This window comes from Halocalculus aciditolerans, assembly GCF_014647475.1.
In the GTDB taxonomy this organism is placed as follows: domain Archaea; phylum Halobacteriota; class Halobacteria; order Halobacteriales; family Halobacteriaceae; genus Halocalculus; species Halocalculus aciditolerans.
On record NZ_BMPG01000001.1, the window covers coordinates 191,402 to 206,939 of the forward strand.

Annotated in this window: 14 protein-coding genes; 9 read left to right on the forward strand and 5 right to left on the reverse strand. The window is 67.5% G+C overall.

The genetic code is table 11. From position 1 onward, the window contains the following. Window positions 1-105: 105 nt before the first annotated feature. The 3 genes from IEY26_RS00945 to IEY26_RS00955 form a co-directional block, all read right to left on the reverse strand. Window positions 106-1,590, reverse strand: a complete 1,485-nt coding sequence (locus tag IEY26_RS00945) for a carboxypeptidase M32 (protein ID WP_188974918.1) — start codon at window positions 1,588-1,590, stop codon at window positions 106-108. 80 nt (window positions 1,591-1,670) lie between these two features. Continuing rightward, on the reverse strand, window positions 1,671-2,090 hold the full coding sequence (locus IEY26_RS00950) for a PPC domain-containing DNA-binding protein (RefSeq protein WP_188974921.1): 420 nt from the start codon (window positions 2,088-2,090) through the stop codon (window positions 1,671-1,673). A gap of 49 nt (window positions 2,091-2,139) precedes the next feature. Beyond that, window positions 2,140-2,307 (reverse strand): DUF7556 family protein, encoded by a 168-nt coding sequence (locus IEY26_RS00955; protein WP_188974922.1) that lies wholly within the window; start codon window positions 2,305-2,307, stop codon window positions 2,140-2,142. A 166-nt stretch (window positions 2,308-2,473) separates the two neighbouring features. Here IEY26_RS00955 and IEY26_RS00960 point away from each other — a divergent pair, with 166 nt between their 5' ends. The 8 genes from IEY26_RS00960 (at window position 2,474) to IEY26_RS00995 (ending at window position 12,498) form a co-directional block, all read left to right on the forward strand. Further along, on the forward strand, window positions 2,474-4,297 hold the full coding sequence (locus IEY26_RS00960) for an ABC transporter substrate-binding protein (protein ID WP_188974925.1): 1,824 nt from the start codon (window positions 2,474-2,476) through the stop codon (window positions 4,295-4,297). 194 nt (window positions 4,298-4,491) lie between these two features. After that, window positions 4,492-5,538, forward strand: a complete 1,047-nt coding sequence (locus IEY26_RS00965; RefSeq protein ID WP_188974927.1) for an ABC transporter permease — start codon at window positions 4,492-4,494, stop codon at window positions 5,536-5,538. Window positions 5,539-5,542: 4 nt separating this feature from the next. Next, window positions 5,543-6,988: an ABC transporter permease gene (locus tag IEY26_RS00970; RefSeq protein ID WP_188974929.1), complete on the forward strand. Its 1,446-nt coding sequence runs from the start codon at window positions 5,543-5,545 to the stop codon at window positions 6,986-6,988. Further along, window positions 6,985-8,235 carry an ABC transporter ATP-binding protein gene (locus IEY26_RS00975; RefSeq protein ID WP_188974931.1) on the forward strand — a complete coding sequence of 417 codons (1,251 nt, stop codon included), beginning with the start codon at window positions 6,985-6,987 and terminating at the stop codon, window positions 8,233-8,235. The genes IEY26_RS00970 and IEY26_RS00975 overlap by 4 nt, the downstream gene beginning before the upstream one ends. Next, window positions 8,232-9,575 (forward strand): oligopeptide/dipeptide ABC transporter ATP-binding protein, encoded by a 1,344-nt coding sequence (locus IEY26_RS00980; protein WP_188974933.1) that lies wholly within the window; start codon window positions 8,232-8,234, stop codon window positions 9,573-9,575. Before IEY26_RS00975 ends, IEY26_RS00980 begins: the two co-directional genes overlap by 4 nt. Beyond that, a complete protein-coding gene (locus tag IEY26_RS00985) occupies window positions 9,576-9,974 on the forward strand; it encodes a DUF7555 family protein (protein ID WP_188974934.1) in 399 nt (132 codons plus the stop codon). Between the two features lie 574 nt (window positions 9,975-10,548). Further along, window positions 10,549-11,082: a DUF7529 family protein gene (locus IEY26_RS00990; RefSeq protein ID WP_188974936.1), complete on the forward strand. Its 534-nt coding sequence runs from the start codon at window positions 10,549-10,551 to the stop codon at window positions 11,080-11,082. 240 nt (window positions 11,083-11,322) lie between these two features. After that, entirely contained in the window at window positions 11,323-12,498 is a 1,176-nt protein-coding gene (locus IEY26_RS00995; RefSeq protein WP_229773879.1) for an inorganic phosphate transporter, read from the forward strand. On the opposite strand, the gene IEY26_RS01000 is transcribed toward IEY26_RS00995, so the two are convergent. Further along, complete coding sequence (locus IEY26_RS01000; protein WP_188974938.1) at window positions 12,495-13,115, reverse strand: HD domain-containing protein; 621 nt, start codon at window positions 13,113-13,115, stop codon at window positions 12,495-12,497. The two genes, IEY26_RS00995 and IEY26_RS01000, sit on opposite strands and share 4 nt — an antisense overlap. A gap of 97 nt (window positions 13,116-13,212) precedes the next feature. On the opposite strand from IEY26_RS01000, the gene IEY26_RS01005 reads away from it, so the two are divergent. Then, window positions 13,213-14,292 (forward strand): M20 family metallopeptidase, encoded by a 1,080-nt coding sequence (locus IEY26_RS01005; RefSeq protein ID WP_188974940.1) that lies wholly within the window; start codon window positions 13,213-13,215, stop codon window positions 14,290-14,292. Here the strand turns inward: IEY26_RS01005 and IEY26_RS01010 are convergent, their stop codons facing one another. Next, the gene (locus IEY26_RS01010) at window positions 14,293-15,441 is read right to left on the reverse strand and encodes a PAS domain S-box protein (protein ID WP_188974942.1); all 1,149 of its coding nucleotides are present in this window, start codon (window positions 15,439-15,441) and stop codon (window positions 14,293-14,295) included. It abuts the gene before it with no gap. Window positions 15,442-15,538: the final 97 nt, after the last annotated feature.

Sequence of the window (15,538 nt, forward strand, 5' to 3'; positions counted from 1 at the left end):
AACCAGAAACCCGAGAACCCCGGAACGAGAACTCGTGGCGGCGTTCACGGCTGCGCCCGTCACCCGTTCCGTCCCTTCACGCGGGGATGAGCCCGAGGCGAGGGCTCAGAGGTCGTAGAGCGCTTCGTACTTCGATTCGGCGTAGTCGAGGAAGTAGTCGGCGGTGAAGGCCTCGCCGGTGGCTTCCTCGACGAGTTCGGGCGTGGTGTAGCGCTGGCCGTGCTGGTGGATGCGCTCGCCGAGCCACTCGCGGATGGCGGCGAAGTCGCCGTTGCGGACGAGCGCGTCGACGTCGAGGTCCTCGCGCATCGTGTGGTCGAGCTGGGCGGCGAGGACGCTCCCGAGCGAGTAGGTGGGGAAGTAGCCGAAGTTCCCGTGGCTCCAGTGGATGTCCTGCAGGCACCCCTCGCTATCCGTTTCGGGCGTGACGTCGAGGTACTCCTCCATCTTCTCGTTCCAGGCTTCGGGGACGTCCTCCACGGCGAGGTCCCCGGAGATGAGGTCGCGTTCGAGCTCGAACCGGAGGATGATGTGCATGTGGTAGGTGAGCTCGTCGGCTTCGACGCGAATCAGGTTGTCCGGGTAGACCTGGTTCGCGGCCTCGTAGACGTCTCGCGCGCTCAGGTCGTCGTCGAAGGCGTCGGCGAGCGTGCCGGCGTGGCGGTCCCAGAAGGCCTCGCTGCGGCCGACGTGGTTCTCCCAGAAGCGGCTCTGGCTCTCGTGGACGGTGAGGTCGCGGGAGTCGCCGAGCGGCGTGCCGAACGCCTCCCGGGGGAGGCCGAGGTTGTACTGGGCGTGCCCGTACTCGTGGACGGTGCTCATGATGGAGTCGAGCGGGTCTTCGGGCTGGAAGCGCGTCGTGATGCGGGTGTCGAACTGATTCCCAGAAGTAAAGGGGTGGCTGGAGGTGTCGAGGCGGCCGCGGTCCCAGTCGTAGCCGAGGTCGTCGAGGAGGTCGCGGGAGACGGACTCCTGTTTCTCCGGGCTGTACTCGCCGTCGAAGGGCGTGGCGAGGTCGGCGTCGCTCGCCTGAATGGCGGCGACGAGCGGGACGAGGCGGTCGCGGAGCTCCTCCAAGACGGCCTCCGCCTTGGAGAGGTCGAGGTAGGGTTCGTAGTCGGCGAAGAGAACGGCGTACGGATCGGCGTCCGGGTCGATTTCGTTTGCGTACTCGCGGCGGAGTTCGACGAGCGTCTCCAGGTGGGGGGCGAAGTGGTCGAAGTCGTCGTCCTCGCGCGCTTGCTCCCACGCGGGGAGGGCGTCGCTGGACGCCTCGCTCAGCTGCTCGACGAGGTCGCGCGGCACGGCGCTCGCGCGCTCGTGCTCGCGTCGAATCTCCCGCACTGACGCCGCCTGCTCGGGCGTGAGGTCGGCGTCCTCCAGCTCCGCGAGGGCGTCGGCGACGGTGTCGCCCGTGATGATGTCGTGGTGGACGGCGGAGAGCGTGGAGAGCTGCTTCGAGCGGGCGGGCGTCCCGCCCTCCGGCATCGTCACCTGCTGGTCCCAGGAGAGCACGCCGGACGCGGAGGACACGTTGGACGCGCGCTTGTACTCGTCGAGGAGCGTCTCGTAGGCGTCGGGAGTTGCCATACGGGAAGGAGGCGGCGCGGAGATTAAGAAACCAAGCGAACCGGTCAGCGAGACGAACTGGAAGCTCCGACGACCGAGAACTACAGCCAGAGGTCGAGGTCGGTGGCGGGGTCGGGGCTGCGGTCGAGGTCGGCGTCGAGTTCGCGGAGGTAGACTTCGCCGGCCCAGACGGTCGCGGCGTCGAGGTGGCCGGCGAGGGCTTGGCCGCTGCGGCGGGAGAGGACGGCGTGGGTGTGGGCGAAGTGGTCGCCGTCGAGGACGGAGACGTTGCCGACGCAGGCGGCGACTTCGAGGGGTTCGTCGAAGGACGCGGTCGTGTACTCGAAGTCGTCTTGGTCGTAGTAGGCGACGTCGGCGTCCTGCACGGCACCGAGGGCGGTGAACCAGCCGGCGTCGACGCCTTCGTCGCGGGCGAGGGATTCGATTTCCTCCCGCCAGTCCGCGCCGTGGTCGAGGCGACCGACGAACTCGCGGGTGGTCGTGGTCTCGCGGTAGCGCATACCCTCGTAGATGGGGGAGGAGGGGAAAAGTCCGGGGGGTCGCGGGCGGCTATCGCCAGTCGGCGAGCGCCGCGGTCGCCGTCGTGGGTGCGGATACCCACGCGTCGTCTCGGGCGATGTCCGCGATGACGAGGCGCTCTTCGGCTCCGGTGTCGAGGGAAGCCATGACCTCGTGGTCAGCGGGGGCGGGCGCAACCGATGGCGTGCTTGCGTCCATCTCACGTGGTAGTCTTTCACACCCACGGTTAAAGGTGTCGAATCGACAGTTCTGCTCGGTGATGCCCGAGAACATACAGGAGAGTCCCGTTCTCGGGTGTGTAATTGTGAACCGTGGCAACGAATAGCGGCAAGTTTATCAATAACGAGTAGCAATTCGTGGATGGATGGCAGACTCTAACAACGTTTCACGGCGTCGCTTCCTGCAGGCGACGGGTGGCGCGGCAGCCGCCGCCGCCCTCGCGGGCTGCAGTGGCGGTGACGGTGGCGAGACGACGACGACGAGCGGCGGGAACAACACGAACGCGACGACGCAGCAGACCACGGTCGACCTCGAAGGGACGACGGTCAACATGATCGCGTCGACGATCACGACCTTCGACCCGGTCGCGGCGACGGACACCGAGTCCGGCCGCGTCATCCAGCAGGTCTTCGACTGCCTGATGCAGTACCCGCAGGCGAAGACGAGCGTCACGGGTGAGCTGGCGACGGACTTCAGCGTCTCCGACGACTACACGACGTACACGTTCACGCTCGCCGACGCCACCTACCACAACGGCGACTCGCTCAAAGCGAGCGACTTCGTCTACGCGTGGGAGCGCCTCGTCGCGTCCGATAAGAGCCGTCGCGCGTACTTCGCGCTCGACTCCATCGGCATCAAACACGAGAAGGACAGCGACGGCAACTACAAGTCCGGGACGCTCGGCGTCACTGCGGTCGACGACTCGACGCTCAAAGTCGAGCTCGAAGAGCCGTTCCACGCCACGAAGGAGATGCTCGCGTACACCTCCTTCGCGCCCGTTCCCGAGGGCATTGTCGGCGACATCGACGGGTACGACGGCGAGATGGAGTACAACAAGTTCGCCTCCGAGAAGCCCATCGGGAACGGTCCCTTCGAGATGAACACGTACTCGAAGGGGACGGAGGTCGCACTCGACAAGTACGACGACTACTACGGGACGAAGGCCGCGGCGGACCACATTCACTGGCAGATCATCGAGGACCCGAACGCGTACTACGAGTTCACGATGAACAAGAACGCGGACATCGTGAACGACTTCCCGACGTCGAAGTACGACCCGAAGAAGGTCAACGTCGACCACACGACGGACTTCGGCGCAGACGTCGGGACGTACGGCCCCGTCCGTAACGGCGAGACGATGAACTACGTCGGGAACACGCCGCTGAACACCTATTACATCGGGTTCAACATGAAGAGCGTGCCGAAGCCGGTTCGGCAGGCCTTCGCGTACGCGATGAACCAGCAGACGATGGTCCAGGAAGTGTTCAAGAACCGCGGGACGCCCGCGTACTTCCTCACACCGCCGACAATCTTCCCGGGCGGTCCGAGCGCCGCGAAGGACCTCGCGAAGAACGAGTACCCCTACGGGTACAACAAGAGCAAAATCGCGAAGGCCCGGCAGGTCATGGAGGACGCCGGCTACTCGGAGAGCAAGAAGTTCAACGTGACGTTCACGCAGTACGACTCCGACTCGTGGGAGTCGATGGCGAAGATCCTGCGCGACCAGCTCGCGTCCGCGCACATCCAGATGAACATCCAGCGCGTTCCGTTCTCAACGCTCACCCAGCGCGGCCGTCAAGGGCAGCTCGAGGCGTACTCGCTCGGGTGGGTGGCCGACTGGCCGGCCGCGGACAACTTCTTGCAGCTCCTGAACCCGCCGCAGACGGACACGTCGCTCAAGGGTCCGATCAGCTATCTGAACTGGACGGCGGAGAACGGTGACGCGGCGGAGAAGGCGACGAAGGCCTACCAGACCGTGAGGGACAACCCCGCGCCGACGGACGAGGCGCAGCAGAAGCGCGACGCCGCCTACAAGAAGATGGAGAAGGCGAACTGGGAGGACGTCGGCTTCCTAAACATCTACAACGGCCTGCGCGAGGTCATGTGGTACGACAACGTCGAGGGTCTGAAGCCGTTCGGCGGGATGGGCTTCAGCCGCTACAAGCTGAACGAAGTCAGCACGAAGTAACGTCCGCTGGCTGACCGTCCGTTTTCCTTTCGCGAGTTTAGCACGCGGAGCGTTCGATAAATCTCTCGATATCAGGGAGGATAGCGGCGTTATCCGCGGATTTCTGGACGGGCGAAAGCATAAGACATAACCCCCCTCTATCCCAAAGTTCGGGCAAGTATGGCCGTGCGAATGGTCCACTTGGATGTGGTTCGATGAGTCGGTGGCAGTACTTCGCCCGCCGACTCCTCCTCTCGATCCCGGTCGTGATCTTCGGTACGACGATCACGTTTATACTCATCAGAATGGGGCCGCTCGACCCGGCGGCCGCCATCGTGGGACCGAGCGGGGCGAGCGCCGCACAGATGCAACAGATCCGCCAGCAGCTCGGGTTGACGAAGCCGCTCTGGCAGCAGTACATTCAGTTCATGGTCGACCTCTTCACGTTCCACCTCGGGAACTCCTGGGTCTTCTCGCCGGGCGCGAAAGCCTACACGCTCATCGTGCAGTTCGCGCCGCGGACGATCTGGCTCGGGTTCTGGTCGGTCATCATCGCGCTGTTCGTCGGGATCCCGCTCGGGTTCTACGCGGGCCTGAATCCGAACACGCTCCCGGACTACTTCGCGTCCTTCGGCGGGATCGTCTGGCGCGCGATGCCGAACTTCTGGCTCGCCATCATCCTACTGAGCGTGCTGAGTCAGTCCGATAAGCTCCTCGGGTTCAGCTGGACGCATTTCATCGTCCAGACGAGCATCGTTACCCCGCCGGACTTGTCCTTCTTCGTCCACCCCGTCCACAAGCTCGTAACCGACCCCGGTGGCTGGGCCGCCTCATTCGTGAAGGCGTTCAAGATGGTGATCCCGGGTGCGGTCGTGCTCGGCTCCGCGTCGATGGGGAACGAGATGCGGATCGGCCGCACCGCCGTGCTGGAGACGATCAACTCGAACTACGTCGAGACCGCTCGCGCGAAGGGCGTCTCCCGGCGGTCGATCGTCTGGAAGCACGTCTTCCGGAACGCCCTCATCCCGCTCGTCCCGATCATCACCGGCGAGATCTTCCTCCTGATCGGGGGAAGCGTCTTCGTCGAGACCGTCTTCGCCATCAACGGCCTCGGCTACCTGTTCTTCCAGGCGGCCATCAACGCGGACCTCCCGCTCATCGGGTCGCTGATGTTCATCTTCATCCTCATCATCGTGTTCACGAACATCCTCCAGGACTTCCTGTACACCCTGATCGACCCGCGCGTCGGGTACGACGACTAAACCAATGAGCGACACACAAACCAACGAGACGAAACCCCTCCGGCAGCGAATCGCCGAGAACCCGCGTCCGGCGGCGATATGGGCGGCGATCGGCGCCGTCCTGATCGGCGTGGAGCTCGGCGCGCTCCTTCAAGCGGTCGTCGCCGTGCTCGACGCGTTCTTGAACCTCATCCCGGGCGTCACGCCCGAGATGGTCGCATCGATCGATAGCGCGTTCGCGGCTATCCCGACGCTCCTCTCCCGGGACGTGATACCGAACCAGGGCTACTGGAACGGCCAGCAGTACGTCGGCACGTTCTTCCACCTGTCGCCGGCGACGGCGTGGGCGATCCGCGTTGTTCTCGTGTACGCGTACGCCGCCGTCTTCCTCTACTGGTGCTGGGACGGCTACAAGCGCTACCGCGCGCACTACCGCGACGTCGACTGGACGCCGCGGGACGACGTCGTCGACCGGTTCAGCCGGCACAGCTGGGGGAAGTTCGGGATGGTCGTCGTCGTGTTCTTCCTCGTGATGGCAGTGTTCGCGCCGACGCTCGGCACGACGACCGCAGAAGAGAACATTATGCGGCCGTACTCGCACTCCTTCAACTACTGGGACAACAGCACGCAGTCGGTGCAGAACATCACGCAGGGCGCGGCGAACATCCACACCGGGTCGTCCGGCGCGGGTGACGAGAACGTCGGCCCGCTCACGTACGATCGCTACGGCAGATACCATCCGTTCGGCACGGTGACGAACGGGAAGGACCTCTTCACGGAGGTTGTGTTGGGGGCGAGGGTGTCGCTTGCGATCGGTATCGTCTCCATCGTCGTCTCCGGGCTGATCGCGCTCGCGCTCGGGATGCTCACGGCGTACTATAAGGGCGTGCTGGACCTCGTGACGGTCGTCACGTCCGACTCCGTGCAGTCGATCCCGACTATCATGCTGTTGATCCTCGTGACCACGGTGTTCTCGCGCACCGCGATCGCGAAGGTCTACGACGGGGCGCTGTTGATCATCCTGATCTTCAGCCTCGTCTACTGGCCGTACCTCTGGCGCTCGCTGCGCGGCCCCGCGTTCCAGGTCTCGGAGGAGGAGTGGATCGACGCGGCGAAGTCCTACGGGCAGTCGCCGTTCCAGATCATGAAGAAGCACATGGCCCCGTACGTCATCAGCTACGTGCTCATCTACGCGTCGCTCTCGCTCGGCGGCATCATCATCGGCGTCGCCGGCCTGTCCTTCCTCGGTCTCGGCATCAGCGCGCCCACGCCGGAATGGGGGCGGATAATCGCCGACGGGCAGAACTACGTCGCGACCCAGTCCTGGCACATCTCGCTGATTCCGGGTATCTGCATCACGCTCGTCGTCACCGGTTTCAACGCGTTCGGTGACGGCATCCGCGACGCCATCGACCCGCAGTCCGACGGCGGCGCTGACGAGGCCGCGGCGGCCGGGGGTGGTGGCGCGTGAGCCAGACGACGCAGGTGTCGCGCGACGCGCGCGGCGACGAAGACCCACTCCTCTCCGTGCAGGACCTGCAGACGGTCTTCTACACGGACAAGGAGACGATCCGCGCCGTCGACGGCGTGTCCTACGACATCTACCGCGGCGAAACAGTCGGAATCGTCGGGGAGTCCGGGAGCGGGAAGTCCGTCACGGCGCGCTCCATCATGGGGCTCGTCGACTCGCCCGGCCGCATCGAGCGCGGCCGCATCGAGTTCCGCGACCTCGACACCGTGCGGCGCTGCGCGAAGAAGTTCTCGCGACACACGGTCGACCTGACCGACGTCGCTGAAGGCGAAATCGACGACGCCATCGCGGAGCGCGCGGACGACGACGACTTCATCTTCGTCGAGGAGCGCGACGGCGACGGGAACATCACGCGCGGGTTCGTCGACACGTCGAGCGCGACCGAAGACCAGATGCGCTCGGTCCGCGGGTCGGGCATCGCGATGGTCTTCCAGGACCCGCTCACCTCCCTCAACCCCGTCTACACGGTCGGGAACCAGATCGTCGAAGCCATCGAACTCCACCAGGACTTGAGCGGGAAGGCCGCGGAGAAGGAGGCCATCCAGCTCTTAGAGGACGTCGGGATTCCGGACGCCAAACGCCGGCTGGACGAGTACCCCCACCAGTTCTCCGGCGGGATGCGACAGCGCGCCGTCATCGCGATGGCGCTCGCCTGCGACCCCGAACTCCTCATCTGCGACGAGCCGACGACGGCGCTCGACGTGACGATTCAGGCGCAGATCCTCGAACTCCTCGAGGACCTCCAGGACGAACGCGACCTCGGCATCATGTTCATCACGCACGACATGGGCGTCATCGCCGAAATCGCGGACCGCGTGAACGTGATGTACGCGGGCGAAGTCGTCGAGCGCGCGCCGGTCGTCGAGCTGTTCGACGCGCCGAAACACCCCTACACGGAAGGACTGCTCTCCTCGATTCCGGGGCGGAACCCGGGCGCGGAGCGCCTCTCGACCATCGAGGGCGACGTGGAGACGCCGAACTCGCCGGCGACGTCCTGCCGGTTCGCGGCGCGCTGCCCGAAGGCGTTCGCGGAGTGCGAAGCCGTCCACCCGGCGTCCGTGAGCGTCACCGAGGACAGCGCGGTAGAGCACACGGCGCGCTGCCTGCTCTACCCCGACGACGTCGGGCGGGAGGAGGCCGTCGAGCTGCATCGCTCGCGAAGTAACGTGACGGAGGATTCGCTATGAGCACCACCGAGACCACAGACGCGGAGTCGCTCGGAACGGACGTCCCGACCGGCGAGACGCTCGTCTCCGTGCGGAACCTGAAGACGTACTACGAGGACAACCAGCTCATCGGTGGGAACCCGGTGAAGGCCGTCGACGGCGTCTCCTTCGACGTGAAGAAGGGGGAGACGCTCGGGCTCGTCGGCGAGTCCGGCTGCGGGAAGACGACGCTCGGCCGCACCCTGATGCGACTGGAGGAGGCGACCGACGGCACGGTCGACTACAAGGGCCTGGACGTCACGACGCTCTCCGGGAGCGACCTGAAGCGCTGGCGGAAGGAAGTCCAGATGGTCTTTCAGGACCCGGACTCCAGTCTCAACGACCGGATGACGGTCGGCGAAATCATCCGCGAACCCCTCGACGTGCACGACGTCGGGACGATGGACGAGCGGAAGGAACGCGTCCGCGAGCTCCTCTCGACGGTCGGCCTCCAGCCGGAGCACTACTTCCGCTACCCCCACCAGTTCTCCGGCGGGCAGCGCCAGCGCATCGGCATCGCCCGCGCGCTCGCCCTCGACCCGGACTTCGTCGTCCTCGACGAGCCCGTGTCCGCCCTCGACGCGTCCGTGCAGGCGAAGATCATCAACCTCCTCGAGGACCTCCAGGAGGAGTTCGGGCTCTCCTACCTCTTCATCGCGCACGACCTCTCCGTCGTCCGCCACATCTGCGACCGCGTCGCCGTGATGTACCTCGGGAACATCATGGAAATCGGCCCCGTCGACGAGCTGTTCGAGGAGCCGGCGAACCCCTACACGCACTCCCTCCTCTCCGCGATTCCGGAGCCCGACCCGTCCGCCGGCGGGAACCGAATCACGCTCCGCGGGACGCCGCCGAGCCCGCGCGACCCGCCGGCCGGCTGTCCGTTCAGCACGCGGTGTCCGGCGAAAATCCGCCCGGAGCCGTACCGCGACATCGACGACGACGTCTGGGAGCGCATCGAGGTGTTCCGCGAAGTCGTCCGCGAACGCACCCGCATGGAAGTCGGGCTCTCCGAGCGCGCGAAACGCCTCCTCGGCCTGGAGGAACCAGTGACGGTCTCCGACACCGCGACCGACCTCTTCGGTGACGTCGACGCACCCCCGCAGGTGATGGAGCACGTCGACGAAGCCGTCGAACTCGCGGACGCCGACGACCCCGAGGCCGCGCGCGCCTACCTCAAAGACGAGTTCGGCTCCGTCTGCGACACCGACCGCCCCGACCAGCACGAGGTCTCCACCACCGGCCGGATGAGCCTCTGTCACCGCCACGACTCCGACGAGTACGAAGAACCCGGCGAGTTCTTCGCCGGCCACTACGAGTAGATGCCGGCCCGGCGGACCCGTAGACTCCTCGACCTCGCGTACTACGCGGCCGCCGTCACCGCCCTGCTCACCGCCGTCTTCGCCGTTCCGAGTTTCGCCCTCTTCGACGGCTGGCTCACCGTCAAGTACGGGCTCTTCGTCGCCGGCTTCCTCCTCTTCGGCTACTCGCTCTTCCGCCTCCGACCCGTCGCGCCCTACTCGGACGGCGAGAAACTCCAAGTCGCCGCCGAGGACGAAGACGGCTTCCTCCAGCGCACCGTGAACCGCCTCCCGCCGCTCCGAGACGACCCCCTCCCGCCCGACGGCCGGTACGGCGACGGCGTGAAACTCTTCGCCGCCAGCCTCCTCGTCCTCGTCACCTCCTTCCTCATGGAAGTCGCGTTCGGCGTGGCGAAGTAAACGCGGTTCTCGGCCGCATCGCGGCCGAGAACCGCGAGTAGGCGAGCGGTGGCGAGAACGACGTTCTCGCTCGCAACCGGAACGCGAAGCGTTCCGGTGACGGGAGCGACCAGGGTGGGACGCGAAGTGGTTCGAAACGGCGAAGCCGTTTCGTCATGCCGAGAGACGCGGAGCGTCTCTCGTAGCACGTCCCACTTGCCGTACGGGCGACTCGTGGGTCGCCCGTACAACGCAGGGAGCGACACGCGAGCAGCGCGGTTCGGAGCGACGACCGCAGGGGGGAGTGAGAACCGCGAAACGGCGAGCGGGGAGCTATGCGACCCGCGAGCCAGCGCGACTCCGGAAGGAGCGAGCGACTGAGAACCGTTTCCTCATCGGGAGCGTTGCCGAGCGCGACATGCCGCTCGCCCCTTTCAGCCGTGATGCGGCAACGGCTGTCTGATTGTCCGAATCGCGCGGCTCGCGGCTTCGCCGCTCGCGTTTTCGCGGTTTTCAGCCGTTTCACGGCTGAAAACCGCGTGTGTTTCGGTAGCGAGGCGTCAAGTTTTACCGCGTCTGGCAGTGATACGCGGGTATGGTGAAGGACGCGCCGGAGGAGAGCGGCGACGAGCACGGATTGGTGTCCGAGGCAGCGAAGAAGGACGCGTGGTCGCAGACGCTGGAGGACATGACCGCGCTCGCCGACGAGTACGAGGCGGAGGGGTGGGAGACGATTCGCGTCCACGTCGGGCAGGTCGGCTGCGAGTCGGTGGACGTGGGCGAGTCGGACCGGTTCGGGTTCGTGCACGTCGTCCCGGGGGACAAGGCGGACGCCATCGAGGCGGCCGTCGAGGACGCCGGCTTCCCGCAGTTCGACGTCTACCGGAAGGAGGTCGAAGGGACGGTGTTCTTCGTGCTCGTGCTCCTCGACCCGGCGACGGAGACTGCGGTGTTCATCGCGGCGTCGTACAAACTCGGGGACGCGGAGGGCGTCGCCGTCGCCGCCGAACGCGAAGGCGTCGTGTTCTCGCATCTTCAGCGCCTCGACGGCACGCACGTCGCGTCCTTCGAGCACGAGGCCTACGAGAAGTTCTTCCCCGACATCGACCGCCTCCTCCCCGAGGAGTAAGCCGACGCTCCGCCGCACTGCGGCCGAAAACCGCGGGCGGGCGGACACGGGCTGACGCGAGTTCCGCCCCGCGAGAACTCGCGGTGGTCGAATCGGCGACGCGTGTGTGTCACGCGAGTGCGGCGGCGCGAGGTAGGGATCGGTGTCGCGGACGGTGAGGGCCGGTGTATTTCTGTGGATGTCGGGTAGTCGGTGTATGTCTCGTGCTGGGTGTCGCGTCGTCGCCGGTGGCGCGTCGTGATGGGTGTCGCGGCTCTCCTCGTGGCGGGGGTGGCGAGTCTCTTCATGGCGTGGACGGTGGGGGCGAACAGTAACTCCGCGCCGATTTCGCCGGCGGTGGGCGCGGACGCGCTGTCGCCGCGGCGCGCGGCGTTGCTCGTGGGGGTGGTTGCGGCCGCGGGGGCGCTCACGCAGGGCGGCGCGGTGTCGGAGACGATGGGCCACGGGTTCGTGCACGGCGTGACGTTGACGCCGCTGGCGACGACGGCGATTCTGCTGGTGTCGGCGTCGTTCATCGCGGCGGGGAACCGGTACGGCTACCCGATTCCGGTGGCGTTCACGGTGACGGGGGCGACGCTCGGGGCGGGGGTGGCGCTCGGCGGGGCGGTGGCGACGGACACTCTGCTGTCCGTGCTGGCGTTCTGGGGAGTCATCCCCGTCGTCGAGGTCGTCATCGCGTTCGCCGTGGCGTACGTGCTCGTGGTGACGCGCGTGCCGGACGCGGAGTCGGTGCCGGTAATCGCGTTCGTGGTCGCGGCGGTGTTCGCTCTCGCCCCGCTCACAGTCTTAAACGGGGCGTCGCTGGCGTCGGTCGCCGGGGCGGCGGCTCCCGATGCGCCCGCGGTCTGGGGGGTCTCGTCGGCGGTCGTCGCCGCGGTCGCGGGGCTGTCGCTCGCCGTCGCGGCGGTGACCGCGTGGTTCGTCCACCGCTATCGCCACGACGGCGTCCGCGGATTTCTGGTGGCGCTCGGCCTGCTCGTGGTCTTCACGAGCGGCGGGACGCAGGTCGCGCTCGCCGTCGGCCCGCTCCTCCCCGCGGTCGCGTCGCTCGACTCGCTCTCGCTCCTCGCGGTGCTCGCGCTCGGCGCGTTCGGTATCCTCGTGGGCGCGTGGACGGCCGCGCCCCGCCTCATCTCGGCCGTCGCCGACGACTACGCGACGCTCGGCCCCTATCGCTCCATCGCCGCGCTCGTCCCGGCGTTCCTCGTCGCCGAAGCCGCCATCGCGCTCGGCTACCCGCTCTCCTTCAACAAGGTCATGATTTCCGGCGTCGTCGGCGCGGGCCTCGTCGACGGCGTGAGCGGCGTCTCCGAGGGGAAGACGGCGAAGACGGCGGTCGCGTGGGTCGGCTCGATGGTCGCTGCCGCCGCGACCGCCTACGCGTTCTACGTCGCCGCCGAACTCCTTCTCGCTTAGCCGAGCCGGCACTCCCGGCCGATTTCGGCCTCGTAGGCGGTTTTCGCGGCTTCGAACAGGCGCTCGCCGACGCCGGTGCGGAGGCGCGGCGCGGTCGTCGCGAAGAACTCGTCTAAGTCCTCGTACTCGTCGAAGTGTTCGTTCGCCTCGTCCTTCGGATACCGTCCCTCTCGCTCGTAGCGCACGGCCTGCAGACACGTATCCACGAGGTCCATGTCCTTCACGAAGCGCGCGAGCGCGGTGTCCCGCGCCTCGTAGGCCTCCCAGCGCTCGCGGATCCCCTCGCCCTCGAAGGGGTCGAGCAGGCCCGCCATCGCCTCGCGCTCCCGGGCTTCCTTCCCTTCGCGCTCCTCGCTCGCGCCGCCGTCTTCGACGTCCGCCGCGCGCGTCGGGACGTCTCCCGTTCGAGCTTCGGCGAGGTCGTGGACGACCGCCATCGCGCACGCGGCGTCGGGGTCGACGCCGGCTTCGTCGGCGTAGAGCAGGCAGAGCGTCGCCACGCCCCACGTGTGCGCGGCGACGGACTCCGGGTTCGCGACGCCGCGGAGCGCCCACCCCGTCCGCGTCTCGTCTTTCAGCGCCGCTACCTCCAGCAGGCGTTCGAGTTCGTCGGTCACGTTCGGAGTCGACGGGCGCGCGCGAGAAAAACGACCCGTCGCTCGCGGGCTGCCGGCACCCGCTGGTTTTTCGGGGCGTGGACCTCCCTCTCTCGGTATGGACGAACTCGGCGAACTGACGGCGGACCTCGTGTCGATTCCGAGCCACGAGGACGAGACGGCGGCGGGCGACGCCATCGAGGCGTGGCTCCGCGCGGAGACGGAGGCCGACGTCGAACGCGGCGACGCGGGGAACGTGCTCGCGTGGAAGAACCGGGACGCGGACGGCGAGTCGCTGGCGTTCGTCGGCCACCACGACGTCGTGCCGCCGGACGACTCCCAGGTCGCGGACGGCGAGTACGTCGTCGAGGAGCGCGACGGCCGGCTCTACGGCCGCGGCGCGGCGGACATGAAGGGCGCGGTGGCGGCGTGCATGCTCGCGTTCCGCGACTCCACCCCGGCCGGCGAGGTGGCGTTCGCGTCGTTCGCTGGCGAGGAGGTCGGCGGAACCGGCGCGCGAGCGGCCATCGACGACGGGTTCGCGCCCGACTACGCCGTCGTCGCGGAGGGCTCGACGAACTACTCGAAGGCGGGCGTGACGGACGTCGTCGTCGCGCACCGCGGCCGCCGCGGCTCCACGCTCACCGCCGAGGGGTCGGCGGCGCACGCGAGCGAGCCGGATGCCGGCGAGAACGCCGTCTACCGCGCCTGCGACGCCGTCGACGTCGTCCGCGACCTCGACTTCCCTGAAGTCGACGTGCTCGGGCACCGAGTACATGGAAGCGTCGCCGTGACGGGCATCGAGGGCGGGAGCGCGTGGAACGTCGTCCCCGAGACCTGCGAGGTGACGGTGGACGAGCGCACCGTTCCGGGGGAGCGCGCCGCCCTCGAACGCGTCGAAGACATCGACGGCGTCTCCTGGACGGTCGACCAGGACCTCCCGCCGATGGCGTGCGACGACGGCGACTTCGCCGACCGCGTGCTCGACGCCGCGCGCGAGAGTCAGGACGGCGACCCCGAGCAGGTGACGAAGCCGCACGCGACCGACGCGGGCTGGCTCGCACAGGCGGGCACGACCTGCGTCGTCTACGGCGCGAGCGAACCCGGCGAAGCCCACACCGCCGACGAATCCGTCTCGCTCGGCGTGCTCGACCGCTGCTACCGGACGTATCGAGCGCTCGCCGACGACTGGCGGTGACTACGATTCGGGCTCCGCGCGCTCGGGCGGCGTCTCGTCGACGGCGCTCGTGAAGAAGTGGACGTCGGTGAACTCGACGCGCGCGCCGCCCGACTCGCTCTCCGCGAAAGAGACCGACCAGCCGTGCTCGGCGGCGACCGTGCCGACGATGTAGAGGCCGTAGCGGCCGCGCTCCCGGCTCTCTGCAGCGCTGGTGCCGCTGACTATCTCGGGGGGGAATCCGGTGCCGTCGTCCTCGACGACGAACCCGGTGCCGTCGTCGAACACGCGGACGCGAACCGTCACGCCTTCGCCGCCGTGCTCCACGGCGTCCTCGCGAGCCTGCGAGGGAGGGCCGGGAGAACCGTGTTCGACCGAGTTTCGCATGAGGTTCTCGACGAGCTGGCGGACGCGACTCCGGTTCGCGCGCACCCGCCACTTCGGGTCCGGCGGGTCGAGCGTCGCGTTCGCCGTCGCGACCGTCTCCCAGGCGTCCACGACGACGTCACGGAGCGATATCGCTCCCGACACGTCCACCGTCTCCTCGCGGGCGCGAGCGAGCATGTCGGTCACGATGTCGTCGATGCGTTCGAGCGACCGGTCGACGGTTTGGAGGCGCTCGCTCTCCCCGCTGTGGTTCTCCCGCGCCATCCGGAGGTGTGCCTGCGCGACTGTGAGCGGGTTCCGGAGGTCGTGTGAGAGGACGTCCGCGAACTCCTCCAGCTCCTCGTTCTGCTGGCGGAGCTGGCGCTCGCGTCGTTTCTGCTCGGTGATGTCGGTGACGATGCCGGTGAAGAGGCGTTCGCCGTCGTACTCGTGTTCGCGCAGGCTGACGGACACCGGCACCTCGTGGCCGTCGGCGTGGAGCGCGACGAGTTCGACGCCGTCCCAATCGAAGTGGCGCTCGCCCGTGTCGATGTACTGCTGGAGGCCGCGCTGGTGGGCGTCGCGGAGGCGTTCGGGAATGAGCGTCATCTTCGAACTCCCCACGAGCTCCGCGGGGTCGTAGCCGAGAATCCGCTCGATGGCGGGGTTCGCGAAGACGATGACGCTGTCCGTGTCGATAGTCAAGAGCCCCTCGGACGTGTTCTCGACGAGCGCGCGGAGGAACGACTCGTCCTCCCACAGCTCGACCTCTCCTGTCGCGACCCGCTCGCTCAGACTCCCCATGTCCGCCTTCGGAGCGTCTCGACGTTAACCGTTACTGCCGCAGTCTGGGCGTCCGGTTCTCGGCGGCGTCGTCGGCGCGCCGAGCACAATCCTCAAG

Coding starts and splice junctions, on each gene's coding strand:
- IEY26_RS00945 (WP_188974918.1), bottom strand. CDS start 1,590: ATGGCAACTCCCGACGCCTACGAGACGCTCCTCGACGAGTACAAGCGC.
- IEY26_RS00950 (WP_188974921.1), bottom strand. CDS start 2,090: ATGCGCTACCGCGAGACCACGACCACCCGCGAGTTCGTCGGTCGCCTC.
- IEY26_RS00955 (WP_188974922.1), bottom strand. CDS start 2,307: ATGGACGCAAGCACGCCATCGGTTGCGCCCGCCCCCGCTGACCACGAG.
- IEY26_RS00960 (WP_188974925.1), top strand. CDS start 2,474: ATGGCAGACTCTAACAACGTTTCACGGCGTCGCTTCCTGCAGGCGACG.
- IEY26_RS00965 (WP_188974927.1), top strand. CDS start 4,492: ATGAGTCGGTGGCAGTACTTCGCCCGCCGACTCCTCCTCTCGATCCCG.
- IEY26_RS00970 (WP_188974929.1), top strand. CDS start 5,543: ATGAGCGACACACAAACCAACGAGACGAAACCCCTCCGGCAGCGAATC.
- IEY26_RS00980 (WP_188974933.1), top strand. CDS start 8,232: ATGAGCACCACCGAGACCACAGACGCGGAGTCGCTCGGAACGGACGTC.
- IEY26_RS00985 (WP_188974934.1), top strand. CDS start 9,576: ATGCCGGCCCGGCGGACCCGTAGACTCCTCGACCTCGCGTACTACGCG.
- IEY26_RS00990 (WP_188974936.1), top strand. CDS start 10,549: ATGGTGAAGGACGCGCCGGAGGAGAGCGGCGACGAGCACGGATTGGTG.
- IEY26_RS00995 (WP_229773879.1), top strand. CDS start 11,323: ATGGGTGTCGCGGCTCTCCTCGTGGCGGGGGTGGCGAGTCTCTTCATG.
- IEY26_RS01005 (WP_188974940.1), top strand. CDS start 13,213: ATGGACGAACTCGGCGAACTGACGGCGGACCTCGTGTCGATTCCGAGC.
- IEY26_RS01010 (WP_188974942.1), bottom strand. CDS start 15,441: ATGGGGAGTCTGAGCGAGCGGGTCGCGACAGGAGAGGTCGAGCTGTGG.